We start from the raw sequence: 14,917 nt of genomic DNA, 5'->3' as shown, positions 1-14,917 counted from the left end.
CGTGAACGCCGCACCGCCCGACCGTTGCTCCGCCCGACTCAGAGAGGGGCACCACCGATGGCCATGTCCTCCGAAAAGCTCATGGAGGCGCTCCGGACCTCGCTCAAGGAGACCGAGCGGCTGCGCCGGCGCAACCGGGAGCTGACCGAGGCCGCCCACGAGCCCGTCGCGGTCGTCTCCATGGCCTGCCGGTATCCGGGCGGAGTCGACTCCGCAGAGGCCCTCTGGGAGCTGGTCGCCTCCGGGACGGACGCCGTCGCGCCCTTCCCGGAGGACCGGGGCTGGGACCTCGACGGGCTCTACGATCCGGACCCCGAGTCGCAGGGAACGACCTACTGCAACCAGGGCGGATTCCTCGCCGGGGCCGGCGACTTCGACGCCGCGTTCTTCGGGATCTCGCCGCGCGAGGCCGTCGTCATGGACCCGCAGCAGCGGCTGCTCCTGGAGGTGTCCTGGGAGGCCCTGGAGCGCACCGGCCTCGACCCGCGCACCCTGCGCGGAACCGGCACGGGCGTCTACATCGGCGCCGCCCACGCCGAGTACGCCACCGACCTGGACCGGGTTCCCTCGGGCTCCGAGGGCTACCTCCTGACCGGCAGCGCCGACGCGGTGCTCTCCGGTCGGATCAGCTACGCCCTCGGTCTTGAGGGCCCGGCCCTGACGGTGGAGACGGCCTGCTCCTCCTCGCTGGTCGCCCTGCACCTGGCCGTCGCCGCCCTGCGCCGGGGGGAGTGCGGCCTGGCCCTGGCGGGCGGCGCGGCCGTCATGCCCGACGCCGCCGCGTTCGTCGAGTTCTCCCGGCAGAAGGGCCTTGCCGCGGACGGTCGTTGCAAGGCCTTCTCCGCAGACGCGGACGGCACCGGCTGGGCCGAGGGCGCCGGTGTGCTCGTACTGGAACGGCTCTCCGACGCCGAGCGCAACGGGCACCCGGTGCTCGCCGTCATCCGGGGCTCCGCCGTCAACCAGGACGGTGCCAGCAACGGCCTCACCGCCCCCAACGGCCCCTCCCAGCAACGTGTCATCCGCCAGGCCCTCGCCGACGCCGGGCTGCGCCCCGAGGACGTCGACGCCGTCGAGGCGCACGGCACCGGAACGCAACTCGGCGACCCCATCGAGGCCCAGGCCCTGCTCGACGTCTACGGACAGGGCCGCGAGGCCGACCGGCCCCTGTGGCTCGGCTCCCTCAAGTCCAACATCGGCCACTCGCAGGCCGCCGCCGGTGTCGGCGGCGTCATCAAGACCATCCAGGCCATGCGCCACGGGCTGCTGCCCAAGACCCTGCACGCGGACACCCCCACCCCGCACGCCGACTGGGCCTCCGGCAGGGTACGGCTGCTGACCGAACCGGTGGACTGGCCGGCGGGCCCGCGCCCGCGCCGCGCCGGGATCTCCGCCTTCGGCGTGGGCGGTACGAACGCCCACGTGATCGTGGAGGAAGCGGCGAAGGACGCCGAGGACGCGGCCGGTACCGAAGCCCCGGACACCGCCCCCGGGACCGGTCCGGGACCGGAGCACCCGGTCGCCTGGTTCCTCTCCGGCCGCTCCGCCGAAGCCCTCCGCGCCCAGGCCGGCCGGCTCCGCTCCCACCTCGCCGGACCGGCCGCCGCCGGTGCCACGGCGGAGGCCGTCGGCCACGCCCTGGCCACCACCCGCACCGCCTTCGAGCACCGGGCCGTCGTTCTCGGCGGCTCGTACGAGGAACTCATCCGCGCCCTCGGCACCCTCGCGGCCGGCGACCCCTCGCCCGCCGTCGTCACGGGAGTGCGCCGCCGCGAGGCCAGGACCGCCTTCCTCTTCACCGGGCAGGGCAGCCAGCGCCCCGGCATGGCCCGCGAACTGCGCGCCGCGCACCCGGTGTTCGCAGAGGCCCTGGACGCCGTGACCGAACGGCTCGACCCGCACCTCGACCGCCCGCTGGCCACCGTGCTCGACGCCGCGCCCGGCACCCCCGACGAAGCCCTGCTGCACCGGACCCAGTACGCCCAGGCCGCCCTCTTCGCCGTCGAAACGGCCCTGTTCCGGCTGCTGGAGCACTGGGGTATGCGCCCCGACGTCCTCCTCGGCCACTCCGTGGGCGAGATCGCCGCCGCCCACGCGGCAGGCGTCCTCGACCTCGACGACGCCTGCGCCCTCGTCGCCGCACGTGGCCGGCTGATGCGGGACCTCCCGGCCGGCGGCGCGATGCTGTCCGTACGGGCCGGTGAGGACGAGGTCCGCGAGCTCCTGGCCGGCCGCGAGGACGTCCTCGCCGTCGCCGCCGTCAACGGCCCCCGGTCCGTGGTTCTCTCCGGCGCGGAGGAGGCCGTCTCACAGGCGGCGGACCTGCTCGCAGAACGGGGCCGCAAGACCAAGCGCCTGACGGTCAGCCATGCTTTCCACTCCCCGCTCATGGACCCCATGCTGGAGGAGTTCCGCGCCCTGGCCGACGGGCTCTCGTACCGGGCACCCCGGATCCCCGTCGTCTCCAACGTCACCGGCCGCCGGGCCACCGGCGACGACCTGCGCACCGGCGCCTACTGGGCCCGACACGTCCGCGCGGCGGTCCGCTTCGCCGACGGCGTGCGCACCGCCCGCGAACTGGGCGCGGCCACCTTCGTCGAACTCGGCCCCGACGGCGTTCTCTGCGGCATGGTCCAGGAGGTGCTGTCCGTGGACGACCCCGGTACGGAACCGGCCGCCGTGGTCCCCGTACTGCGCCGAGGCCGCCCAGGGGCCGCGACCCTGCTGCGGGCGGTGGCCACCGCCGCGAGCCGGGGCGCCGCTCTCGACCGGGGCCGCCTCTTCCCCACCGCCCCGGCCCGGCCGGTCCCGCTGCCCGTGTACGCCTGGCAGCACCGCCGGTACTGGATCGCCCCCACCCCCCGTGGCGGCGGACGCGTCCCGGCCGGCGGACCCCGCCGCCACCACGTCACCTGGAGCCCGTTGCCCGCCTCCAGCGGCACGCCCCTGACCGGCACCTGGCTGCTGGTCGAGTCCTCCGGGACCGCCACCGATCACGCCGAGCGGGCCCTGCGCGCCCGGGGCGCCCACGTCCGGCGGCTCCCCGTCGACCCCGATCGGGCCGACCGGGGCACCCTCGCCGCGCTGCTCGCCGACGCCCGGAGCGACCCGGCCGCACCCGTCGAGGGGGTCCTCTCCCTGCTGGGCGCGGAGGACCGGGAGGGGCCCGGCACCGGACTCGTCCCGGCCGCTGTCCGGGCCACGCTGTCCCTTGCCCAGGCGATGGCGGACACATCCATGACGGCCCGCCTCTGGTGCGCCACCCGAGGAGCCGTGGCCACGGCCTCCGGTGAGCGGCCGTGCTCTGCGGGGGCCCAGCTCTGGGGACTCGGACGCGTCGCCGCGCTCGAACTCCCCACGCTGTGGGGCGGGTTGATCGACCTCCCGGAATCCGAAACCGAAGAGAACGAGAGCGAGAGCGAGGCCTGGCGGCTGTTGGCCGGGGCCCTCGGCGGCTCCGAGGACCAGGTGGCCGTCCGGGGCTCCGGCACCCTCGGCCGCAGGCTCACCGCCGCCCCCGCGCCCCGTGTCCCCGCCCCGTACCGCCCCCGAGGCACCGTCCTGGTCACCGGCGGCACCGGCGCCCTCGGCGGCCACCTCGCCCGCCGCCTCGCCCGTGAGGGCGCCGAGCACCTGCTGCTCGTCACCCGGCGCGGGGCCGGGGCCCCAGGCGCGGCGGAGCTGGAGGCCGACCTCCTCGCCCTCGGCGCCAAGGCCACCTTCGCGGCCTGCGACGTCGCCGACCGGGACGCCCTCGCCGAGCTCCTCCGACGCATCCCCTCCGACACCCCGCTCACCGCCGTCTTCCACGCCGCGGGCGTGCCCCAGGTCAGCCCGCTGACCGAGACCGGCCCCGAACTCGTCTCCGACGTCTACGCCGGGAAGGTCGCCGGGGCCCTGCACCTCGACGAGCTCACCCGGGGCCTCGGCCTCGACGCCTTCGTCCTCTACTCCTCCGGTGCGGGCGTGTGGGGCAGCGCCGGGCAGTGCGCCTACGCCGCCGCGAACGCCGCGCTCGACGCACTCGCCGAACGGCGCCGCGCCGAAGGGCTGCCCGCCACCTCCGTGGCCTGGGGCCTGTGGGGCGGCGGCGGTATGGGCGACGGCGAGGGCGCCGCGTACCTGCGCCGCAGGGGAGTGCGCCCGATGGACCCGCAGGCCGCCCTCACCGAGCTCTTCCGTGCCGTCGCCGCCGGCGAGGCCCAGATCACTGTCACCGACACCGACTGGGAGCGGTTCGCCCTCGGGTTCACCTCCCACCGGCCCAGCCCGCTCATCTCCGCCCTCGTCGTTCCCCCCTCCGCCCCCGCCCCCGGTGACGGGAACCCGGCCGGCCCCCCGCCGCGCGATCCGCGCGCCGAACTCGCCGCCCTCGGCCCCGCCGAACGCGCCGCGGCCGTCCGGACCCTGGTCCGCACGGAGGCCGCCGCCGTCCTCGGGTACGAGAGCCCCGACGAGATCGCCGCCGACGAACCCTTCACCCTGGCCGGGTTCGACTCCCTGGCCATAGCGGAGTTCCGGCGCCGGCTCACCACCGCGACCGCCACAGAGCTGACGCCAGAGGCCCTCTACGACCACAACACCCCGGACTCGCTCGCCGCCCACCTGCTGGACCTCCTGCGGGAACCGACCGGAGCGGCGGGCCCCCCGGCCGGGGGCCACGGCAACGGCGACACCACCCTGGTCGCGGTCTACCGCTCCGCGATCGCCGAAGGCCGGGTCGCGGAGGCCGTCGAGGCCCTCGGCGCCGTCTCCGCCCTGCGCCCGGACTTCACCGATCCCGGACAGCAGCCCGTCACCCCCGTCCGGCTGGCCGACGGACCCGCAGAGGACCGGGGACCGCTGCTCATCGCGGTCACCGGCACCGCGGCCGTCTCCGGTCCGGCCGAGTTCGCCGCCCTCGCCGCCGCCCTGGCCGGCCACCGCACCGTGGCCGCGTTGCCCCAACCCGGTTTCCGGCCCGGCGAACTGCTGCCCGGCACCCTCGAAGCGCTGTGCGGGGCCCACGCGGAGGCCATCGCCCGGTACGCCGCAGGGCGGCCGTTCGCCCTGATCGGCCACTCCGCCGGGGCCAACGTCGCCCACGCGCTCACCCGGCACCTGGAGGCCCGCGGCACCGGCCCCACCGCCCTGGTGCTGGCCGACATCTACACCCCCAGCGCCCCCGGGGCCATGGGCACCTGGCGGGACGTCATGCTCCGCTGGGCCGCCGACCGCACGGTCGTACCGCTCGACGACACCAGGCTCACCGCCATGGGCGCGTTCCACCGGCTGCTCCTGGACTGGGCCCCCCGGCCCACCCGCGCCCCCGTCCTGCACCTGCGGGCCGGCGAACCCATGGCCGCGTGGACCGACCCGCTGACGGACTGGCGGTCCGTCTGGGACGGCGCCCACACCGTCGCCGACGTACCCGGCAACCACTTCACGATGATGACCGAGCACGCCCCGACCATGGCCCGCACCGTCGACGCCTGGCTCGACGCGCTGCCCGGCGGTGACCGATGACGAGGAGTCGCACATGACAGCGGAGCTGCTGACCGACACCCCGGGCCGCGAGACTGCCCTGGCCGACGCCCGCCGGGCCCGAGTGAACCAGCTCGCCCGCGCCGCCCAGTGGTTCGCGGGCACCCGGAACGATCCCTACGGCCTGATCCTGCGCTCCGGCACCGAGGACCCCCGCCCCTACGAGGAGCGCGTCCGCGCCGAGGGGCCGCTGTTCCACAGCGCGCCGCTCGACACCTGGGTGACGGCCGACCGCGCCGTCGCCGAGACGGTCGTCGCCGACTCCGCCTTCGACGGTCCGGGCCCCGGCCCGGAGGCCGCCGTCGCGGACGGGCTCCCGTACCGCAGCGCCGCGCTCGCCGTGGACCGCGGGACCGCCGCCCGGCTGGCCCCGCTCACCGCCCTCGGCGGCCCCATGCTGTGGGCCCCGGAGGAGGAGTGCGTGGAGAAGCGGACGGTGAAGTTCGCCCGCGCCGTCCTCGCCGGGCTCGGCGACCGCTTCGACCTCGCGGAGGACTTCGCCCGCCGCCTCGTCGGCCAGGTGATCGCCGAACAGCTCGGCCTGCCGGAGGCCGCCCACACCCGGTTCGTCCGGATCCTGCCCGACTGCCGGCACGCCCTCGACGGACTGCTCTCCCCCCAGCCCCACGCCGTCGTCCACGCCGCCGAACGGGCCGAGACCGCCCTCTCCGCGCTGCTCGCCGACGGACTCCACGAGGCCGGGGCCGACCGCGTCCAAGCCGCCCGGACGCTCGCCGTCGGCGCCGCGGAGACCACCACCGTGCTCGTCGTCAACGCCGTGCGCGGGCTGCTCACCGAACCCGGTGCCTGGCAGCGACTGGCCGCAGACCCCGCCCTGGCCGCCGAAGCCGTCGCGGACACCCTGCGCACGGCCCCGCCCGTCCGGCTGGAGACCCGCACCGTCCGCACCGACACCGTCCTGGCGGGCACCGAACTGCCCGCCGGCAGCCGCGTCACCCTGCTCGTCGCCGCCATCAACCGCGATCCGAAGGCCCCCGCCGACGCCGCACCCTTCGGCCTCCCCACCGACCTGCACTTCGCGCTCTCCGGCCGGCTGGTCACGGTGATCGCCCGCGCGGCGCTCGGCGCGCTCGCGGAGGCCCTGCCCGGCCTGCGCACCGCAGGCGAGGAGGTCGTGCGGCTGCGCTCACCGGTCCTGGGCGCCCCCGCGCGCTTCCCCGTCGCCAAGGCCGCCTGATGGCCGGGCCCGGCCGCGGCGGCGGCCCCCACCACCGAGAACCACGACCCCGACCGCGAAGAGCCAGACAAGGGCGGACGATGCCATGCGCGTACTGATCACGTGCTTCGCGCACAACACGCACTACTACAACCTGGTGCCGCTGGCCTGGGCGCTGCGCGCCGCCGGGCACGACGTCCGGGTGGCCAGCCAGCCGGCGCTCACCGAGGTGATCAACGGCTCCGGACTGACCGCCGTACCCGTCGGCGACCTCGACTCGATCGTCGAGCTGATGACGCAGATCGGCGGCGACCCCACTCCGTACCAGACGGGCTTCGACTTCGCCGATACGGTCACGGAGCCGATCGGCTGGGAGCACGCCCTCGGCCAGCAGACCATGATGACGGCCATGTCGTTCGCGCCGCTCAACGGCGACACGACCATCGACGCCATCGTGGAGTTCGCCCGCGCCTGGCAGCCCGATCTGGTGCTCTGGGAGCCCTTCACCTACGCCGGACCCGTCGCCGCGCACGTCACGGGCGCCGCCCACGCCCGCCTCCTGTGGGGCCCCGACGTGGTCCTCAACGCGCGCCGTCAGTTCCTCGAACTGCTCGCCGCGCAGCCCGAGGAGCGGCGCGAGGACCCGATGGGCGAATGGCTGACGTGGACCCTCGAACGGTTCGGTGTCACCCCCGACGCCGCCGCCGTCGAGGAGGTCGTCCGAGGACAGGCCACCGTCGACCCGGCCCCCGCGAGCCTGCGCATACCCGTGCCCGGCGAACTCCTGCCGATGCGCTACGTCCCCTACAACGGGCCCGCCGTCGTACCGGACTGGCTGCACGCCAGGCCCGCCAGGCCGCGTGTCTGCGTCACCCTCGGCGTCTCCGCCCGCGAGACCTTCGGCCGCGACGCGGTGCCCTTCGAGGACCTGCTGCACGCCCTCGGCGACATCGACGCGGAGATCGTCGCGACCTTCGACGCGACCCAGCTCCAGGACCGCGACGCGCTCCCCGCCAACATCCGCGTCGTCGACTTCGTCCCGATGGACGCCCTGCTGCCGACCTGCGCCGCGATCGTCCACCACGGCGGTGCCGGGACCGGCTACACCGCCACCCTGCACGGCGTGCCCCAGATCATCGTGGCCTCCCTGTGGGACGCCCCGCTCAAGGCCCGGCTGCACGAGCGGCAGGGGGCCGGCATCGATCTGCCGCCGGAGAAGCTCGACGCCGCGTCCCTGCGCGAAGCGGTCGTACGGGCCCTCACCGACCCCTCGATCACAGCGGCCGCGCACCGGCTGCGCGACGAGGCCCTCGCCGACCCCGCGCCGGCGGAACTCGTCCCGGCCCTCGAACGCCTCGCGGCCCGACGCGGCCGGCCGAGCACCGCACACCCCAGCCAAGGAGAGACGACGTGACCACCACCACAGAAGCCCCCGCGGACAGCGGCTACGCGGACGGCATAGCCCGCCTCTACGACCTGGTCCACCAGGGCAAGGGCAAGGACTACGCCGGCGAGGCGGCCGACCTGGCCGCCCTGATCACCTCCCGCGCACCCGGCGCCCGCAGCCTCCTGGACGTGGCCTGCGGCACCGGCCTCCACCTGGAACACCTCACCCGGGCCTTCGGCACCGTCGAGGGCGTGGAGATCTCCGCGGACATGCGGGACATCGCCGTACGCCGCAACCCGGGCGTTCCCGTCCACCTCGGCGACATGCGCGACTTCGCGCTCGGCACCACCTTCTCCGCCGTCACCTGCATGTTCAGCTCCATCGGCCACATGCGCGACCAGGCCGAACTCGACGCGGCCCTGGCCCGGTTCGCGGCCCACCTCGAACCGGGCGGCGTCGTCCTGGTCGAACCCTGGTGGACCCCCGCCACGTTCACCCCGGGCTTCGTCGGCGCGTCCATCACAGAGGCCGAGGGCAAGACCGTCTCCCGCGTCTCGCACTCCCGGCTGGAGGGCGACGCCACCCGCATCGACGTGCACTACCTGATCGCCGAGCCCGGCCGGGACATCGCGCACCTCTCCGAGACCCACCTCATCACCCTCTTCACGCGCGAGGCCTACGAGCTGGCCTTCGTCCGCGCCGGCCTCACCGTCGAGTTCCAGGAGGGCGGCCCGTCCGGGCGGGGCCTCTTCATCGGCGGCCGGACATGACGACCGCGTGATCGAGGAGATCCTCCCGCCCGGCACGGTCTCGGCCGACACCCAAGGGGAGTTCCCGCCGGAACTCCTCTTCGCGGGGGAGCGGGCCCTGATCCGCGACGCCATCGAGGAGCGGCGCCGTGAGTTCGCCACGGCCCGGGTGTGCGCCCACCGGGCGCTGGCCGCCCTCGGGCGGGCCCCCGGACCGGTGCTCACCGGCCGCCGCGGCGAACCCCTGTGGCCCGCCGGCACGGCCGGCTCCCTCACCCACTGCGAGGGCTACCGGGGCGCTGCAGCGGCGCCCGCAGACCGCTGGCGGGCGCTGGGCATCGACGCGGAGCCGCACCTCGCGCTGGAGCCGGGCACGACCCGGGTGGTCGCCTCGGCCGCCGAGCGCGAGCAGCTGCGCGAACTCGCCCGCCGCCACCCCGGCACCCACTGGGGCCGGTTGCTGTTCAGCGCCAAGGAGTCCCTGTTCAAGGCGTGGTCCCCGCTCACCCACCGGACCCTGGACTTCGACTCCGCGGAGCTCGAAATCGCCCCGGCCACACGGACGTTCACCGCACGGATGCGGATACCCGGACCGGTGCTCGACGGCCGGGCCCTGACCGAACTGACCGGCCGGTGGACCGTGGTGGACGGAATCCTCCTGACCGCCGTGGCCGTCCCGGCCCCGCCCGGCACCACTCGTGATCCGTTCGCGCCGCGAGGCAGAACGGCTCGTGATCCGGCGGAGTAACACCCCACCCGCTCCCGGAACGCCCCTCCCACCGGTCCCGCCCACCCCTCCCGCGACCCCCGCTGCGCGGCGAACCTGCCAGCGTAGGAGGGGGCATGCCGCTGCTCAAGGTGCGCGGAGCACACCCCGGCGCCCCGTCGCGGCCCTCCCGCGGTGGCCCGGTCACCGTGCCCGCCGCCGTCCGGCCCGCCGGAAGCCGGTTGACGCTCCATCGGCACGCCGGTTACGTTCCCCGGGTCGTCAGGATCAGGCCGATTCATCCGCTGGGGGGCTGGGATGACAGGGGAGGACTCGCAGACCGGGACCGAGGTCCTGAACATCCTCGAACTGCTCGCGGAGGAGGCACCGGCCCACGCGTACGAGCAACTCGTCGCACGGGCCCGCCGCTCGGGCGCCACGCCCCAGCGGATCGACCAGCTGACCCGCGCCAAGGGCCTCGCCCTGGAAGTCAACGCACTCTTCGACCGGCGCCGCCAGCGCGAGGCCGAACTCGCCGCGCTCGTCGGCACCGCCCTCGACCTCACCGCGCCCTCCCGGCTCGACGCCACCCTCCGCCTGATCACCCGCCGCGCCCGGCTGCTGCTCAACACGGACCTCGCCTGCACCGCCCTGGCCGAAGAGACCACCGGGGACCTGATCGTCGGTACCGCCGACGGTGCCGTCAGCGCCCGCACCGCCGGCCACCGCATACCCGCGGCCGCGCTCGCCGAAGGCACCCTGGGCGAACTGCCCGGCCCCTTCTGGACCGCGGACCACCTGGCCGACGACCGGGCCGGCCACACGGACGCCCTCGAAGACCTCCTGCAGGCGGAGTCCCTCCACGCCGTGCTCGGCGTCCCGCTGCGGGCCGGCGACCGCTGCCTGGGCTTCCTCTACGTCGCGGAGCGCAGGACACGGCACTTCACCCCCGACGACGTGTCGCTCATGTGCTCCCTCGCCGACCTCTCCGCCGTCGCCATCGAGACCGCCCGTCTGCTGGAGACCGTGCAGGCCGCCAACACCGTCCTGGAGGACGCCGGGACCAGGGCCCGCGCCGGACTCAGCGACGCCCTGCAGGCCAAGAACATCCAGGACGACCTGGTCCGGCTCGTGCTGGATGGCATCAGCATGGACGAACTCCTGGCCCGCGCCGCCGCCGAGCTCGGCGGCGGCCTCTCCGTCTGGGGCCCGGGCGGCGAACGCCTCGCCGGGCACGGCCACACCCCCCGCCCCGACAGCGCCGAACTGGAGCGCGTACGGCTCAACGCCGCGGCCACCGGCATCGCCTGCCCGCTGACCGGCGGCACTCTGGTCGTGCCGCTCTCCGTCCGTGCCGAGGACGTCGGCTCGCTCCTCTTCCACCCCGCGGAGCCGGCCGCCGGCACCGACGCGTGGCCCGGCGAACAGGTCCTCTCCTACGCGCGCACCGTGTCCCTGCTGCTGGTCATGCAGCGTTCCACGGATGTCGGGGGACGGGCCGACGACGACCTCCTGGAGGACCTGGTCACCTGGGACGGGCCCGCCGAGGGCCTGGAGCGGCGCTCCCGCCGCCTGGCCGCCCGTCTGGAACGCCCCCACGTCATGGTCGTCGCCCGCCCCCGTAACGCGGCCGCCGACCTCGTCGAGAGCTGGGCCGCCGGCCACGCCCGCCGCCACCGGGGCATGAAGACCGTCCAGGGCGACCGGCTCGCCCTGCTGCTGCCCGGGGACGACGCGGCCGCCTGCGCCGCCCAGGTCCGCGCCGAACTTGCCGAGGCCACCGGTGCTCCCGTCACGGCCGGGGCGGCGAAGGTCGGGCGGGGCGCGGACGCGGTCCGCCGTGCCCATCAGGAGGCCGCCCGCTGCCTGGACGCCCTCACCGCGCTCGGCGGCGCCGGGCGCTCGGCCGCGGCCCGCGACCTCGGGTTCATCGGGATGCTGCTCGGCGAGGAGCACGACGCCCCCGGCTTCGTGGAACGCACCCTCGGCCCGCTCCTCGACCACGACGCCGAGCGGTTCGGCAACCTCGTCGAGACCCTCGACGGCTGGTTCACCGCCGCCGGCAGCCCCACCAGGGCCGGCGAGATCCTCTACGTACACCCCAACACGGTCTCCCGCCGCCTGGAGCGCATCACCCAGCTGCTCGGTCCGGACTGGCAGCAACCGGAACGTTCGCTGGAACTTCAGCTCGCCCTGCGCCTGCAGCGGGCGCGTATCTTCCAGGGTCCCGGACCCGACGGCCCCCGGTCATGGGAACCGGCGTGAGCGCGACGCGGCCGCGGCGCTGCCGCGCCCCCGGGCCCAGCAGCCGCACCGCGTGCGCCAGCGACACCAGAGTCACGTGCCGGTGCCAGCCGTGGTACGAGCGGCCCTCGAAGTCCAGCGCCCCCACCGGCAGGCTCGTGCCCGTGAAATCGGCGTCGGCCCGCCCGATCAGCCGGCCCAGCCCCAGCAGCGTGCTGCGGCTCGCACCGGCGAGGTTCGTCAGCCACAACTCCGATGCCACGCGGCTGTTCGGCGACCACACCCCCACCAGCGTCAGCGGCGCGTCCGCCGACGGCACCCCGCCGAACCCCTGACGCGGCCCCGGCAGCCGGACGGGCAGCAGCGACACCAGCGAGGTCTTCGGCAGCCCGGTACCCGCCGGATCGAACCACTCCACCGGCCTGCGCTGGGAGCGCGCCAGCTCCGCGAGATGCCCCGCGGAGGCCGACACGGAACGGCTCCCCCCGCCGGACAGCGCCGGGGCCAGCAGGCCCGTACTGCCGCCGATCCGCAGCAGGAAGGGCAGCCCGGCCCGGGAGAAGGCCCGCACCATCGACGGCACCGTCTCCTCGCGGGCATCCGTCACCACGGGCAGCCGGGTGACGCCCCAGCCGGCCGTCTCCAGCACCATGTCCAGGGCGAGGCCCCCCGCGGAACCGGCGTCCACCGAGTCGGGTATCGCGGCCCGTTGACGCATCTCGGTGTCCTCCAGCCAGTCGCCGGACAGCGACAGCCGCCAGTTCACCGGGGCCGCGGCGGCCCCGGAGGCCAGCCACAGGCCGTACCCGTGCTGGCTGTTGACGACCTGACCGAGCTGCGGCACGAACCGGCGCCCCACACCCACCGAGTGACGGCCCGTCTTCGGAATGACGAGCGGGCGCACCACCCATGCCTTCGGCGCGAGCAGCTGGTCCATCCGGGCCGCCAGCTCGGCCCGCAGCGGGGACCAGTCCCATGTCGAGCAGCTGATGAAGTGGTGCAGGCTCTGCTCCGCCGAGCGTTCGTCCGTGCTCGCGGCCAGATTGCGCATGGTCTTGCGGCCCGGGGCGTGCAGGAGCCCGTTCACATACAGCTCGCCCTTGTGCCGCTGGTCGCGGCGGCGCAGCGAGGACAGGACCGACGCGACCAGGGCCCGTGACGCGGCCGCCGCCGGACCGGGCGGCAGGCTCGGGGCTTCCACCGTTTGGAGAGTGGCACTCATGACGCTCCTCAAGGTCTCGGCGCCCGGAATCCGCCGGGCCCGGGGCTGCAATCGCTGGGACCCCTCCACCGTCCCCGGCGGCCCTGCTCCGGCCCAGGTCGGTCGGAAACACACTTTCCGGCCCGCACCGCCCCGGTCCCTCCCGCGCCGGGGCGTGCGCCCGGCACCGGCGGCGGGTGGTGGGCTCGTCACCACGCTCCGGCGCGCGGGCCCCGCTATCGCCCCGTCAGCTCCCCGGCCCCGCCGGGCTCAAGCGATCCTTGAGCGCCAGGACCCTTGTGGCACGGAGAAAAAAGCCCGAACTCCGTAGAGTGTGACGGGCCGACCTCGTCTCCCGCGGCCCGTTCCGTGAGCGTGGAGGCACGCGCACCACGCGCGCGCACCCCTGCCATGAGTGGCGCCGGGGCCGCCCCTCGGCGGACATCCGCCTCACCGGCCTTCCTCGCCCCCTGACCCCCACCCCAGTGAGAGGAAACGCATGACCGCGACAGATCACGAGTCCAACTCCGCGGCCGGCGGCCGCATCGCCGCCGCCGACGCCATCGACACCACCCAGGACACCGGCATGCGCCATGTCGCGGCCCTGTCCACCGAACTCCGGGACGTCGTCGAGGTCGAGCAGCGCCAGGTCCGCCTGGAGCGCGTGGTGCTCGTCGGCGTGTGGACCTCCGGCACGGTCGCGGAGGCCGAGAGCTCCCTCGCCGAGCTCGCCGCCCTCGCCGAGACCGCGGGTGCCCTGGTCCTCGACGGCGTCATCCAGCGCCGCGACAAGCCGGACCCGGCCACCTACATCGGCTCCGGGAAGGCCGGGGAGCTGCGCGCTCTCGTCGAATCCACCGGTGCGGACACCGTGGTCTGCGACGGCGAGCTGAGCCCCGCCCAGCTCGTCCGCCTGGAGGAGTTCGTCAAGGTCAAGGTGGTCGACCGGACCGCTCTGATTCTCGACATCTTCGCCCAGCGCGCCAGCTCCCGCGAGGGCAAGGCGCAGGTCGCGCTCGCGCAGATGCAGTACATGCTGCCGCGGCTGCGCGGCTGGGGTGCCTCGCTGTCCCGGCAGATGGGCGGCGGCGGTGGCGCGGGCGGCGGCATGGCCACCCGCGGACCCGGCGAGACGAAGATCGAGACGGACCGGCGGCGGCTGCGCGACAAGATGGCCAAGATGCGCCGGGACATCGAGGAGATGAAGACCTCCCGCGACCTCAAGCGGCAGGAACGACGCCGCAACCAGGTCCCGTCGGTCGCCCTCGCGGGTTACACCAACGCGGGCAAGTCCTCGCTCCTGAACCGCCTCACCGGCGCCGACGTCCACGTCCAGAACGCCCTGTTCGCCACCCTCGACCCGACCGTGCGCCGCAGTGAGACGCCCGGCGGGCGGGCCTACACCCTGGCAGACACCGTCGGCTTCGTGCGGCACCTGCCGCACCAGCTCGTCGACGCGTTCCGCTCCACCCTGGAGGAGGTCGCGGAGGCGGACCTCATCCTGCACGTGGTCGACGGCTCGCACCCCGACCCGGAGTCCCAGATCGAGGCCGTGCGCACGGTCATCGGCGAGATCGGCGGCGAGGGCGTGCCGGAGCTCGTCGTCATCAACAAGGCGGACGCGGCATCGGCCGAGGCGCTCGCGCGGCTCAAGCTCGCGGAGCCGACGGCGATCGCGGTGTCGGCCCGCACCGGCGAGGGCATCGAGGACCTCCTGTCCCGCATCACGGAGGAACTCCCGCACCCCGACATCGAGGTGGAGGTGCTCGTCCCCTACACGGAGGGGCAGCTGGTGGCCCGCGTCCATGACTCGGGCGAGGTGCTGGAGGAGTCGCACGAGGAGAACGGCACCCGCCTGAAGGCGAATGTCGACGCCCCCCTCGCCGCCGACCTGGAGGCCTACACCGCCTGACACGTCAGAAGGGCCGGC

At 75.1% G+C, this 14,917-nt stretch carries 7 protein-coding genes and 1 pseudogene; 7 read left to right on the top strand and 1 reads right to left on the bottom strand.

Translation table 11 applies throughout. From position 1 onward, the window contains the following. Positions 1–63: 63 nt before the first annotated feature. The 6 genes from ACFVQ0_RS34790 to ACFVQ0_RS34765 all read left to right on the top strand — a co-directional run bounded on the left by ACFVQ0_RS34790 (position 64) and on the right by ACFVQ0_RS34765 (position 11,807). On the top strand, positions 64–5,505 hold the full coding sequence (locus tag ACFVQ0_RS34790) for an SDR family NAD(P)-dependent oxidoreductase (RefSeq protein WP_390093178.1): 5,442 nt from the start codon (positions 64–66) through the stop codon (positions 5,503–5,505). 13 nt (positions 5,506–5,518) lie between these two features. Next, positions 5,519–6,721 carry a cytochrome P450 gene (locus ACFVQ0_RS34785; RefSeq protein ID WP_390093177.1) on the top strand — a complete coding sequence of 401 codons (1,203 nt, stop codon included), beginning with the start codon at positions 5,519–5,521 and terminating at the stop codon, positions 6,719–6,721. Between the two features lie 85 nt (positions 6,722–6,806). Further along, complete coding sequence (locus tag ACFVQ0_RS34780; protein WP_390093176.1) at positions 6,807–8,114, top strand: activator-dependent family glycosyltransferase; 1,308 nt, start codon at positions 6,807–6,809, stop codon at positions 8,112–8,114. Further along, positions 8,111–8,857, top strand: coding sequence for a class I SAM-dependent methyltransferase (locus tag ACFVQ0_RS34775; RefSeq protein ID WP_390093175.1), 747 nt, complete (start codon positions 8,111–8,113; stop codon positions 8,855–8,857). The genes ACFVQ0_RS34780 and ACFVQ0_RS34775 overlap by 4 nt, the downstream gene beginning before the upstream one ends. A 7-nt stretch (positions 8,858–8,864) precedes the next feature. Then, positions 8,865–9,584 (top strand): 4'-phosphopantetheinyl transferase, encoded by a 720-nt coding sequence (locus tag ACFVQ0_RS34770; RefSeq protein ID WP_390093174.1) that lies wholly within the window; start codon positions 8,865–8,867, stop codon positions 9,582–9,584. Positions 9,585–9,860: 276 nt separating this feature from the next. Further along, positions 9,861–11,807 (top strand): helix-turn-helix domain-containing protein, encoded by a 1,947-nt coding sequence (locus ACFVQ0_RS34765; protein ID WP_390093173.1) that lies wholly within the window; start codon positions 9,861–9,863, stop codon positions 11,805–11,807. A gap of 499 nt (positions 11,808–12,306) precedes the next feature. Here the strand turns inward: ACFVQ0_RS34765 and ACFVQ0_RS34760 are convergent. Then, positions 12,307–13,008, bottom strand: a pseudogene (locus ACFVQ0_RS34760) (IS701 family transposase); the annotation flags it as partial. A 478-nt stretch (positions 13,009–13,486) separates the two neighbouring features. On the opposite strand from ACFVQ0_RS34760, the gene hflX reads away from it, so the two are divergent. Then, the gene (gene hflX / locus ACFVQ0_RS34755; RefSeq protein WP_390093172.1) at positions 13,487–14,899 is read left to right on the top strand and encodes a GTPase HflX; all 1,413 of its coding nucleotides are present in this window, start codon (positions 13,487–13,489) and stop codon (positions 14,897–14,899) included. Positions 14,900–14,917: the final 18 nt, after the last annotated feature.

Origin of the sequence: Streptomyces sp. NPDC057900 (assembly GCF_042887885.1) — a bacterium.
Taxonomy (GTDB): domain Bacteria; phylum Actinomycetota; class Actinomycetes; order Streptomycetales; family Streptomycetaceae; genus Streptomyces.
This window is presented reverse-complemented; position numbering and strand designations above follow the sequence as displayed.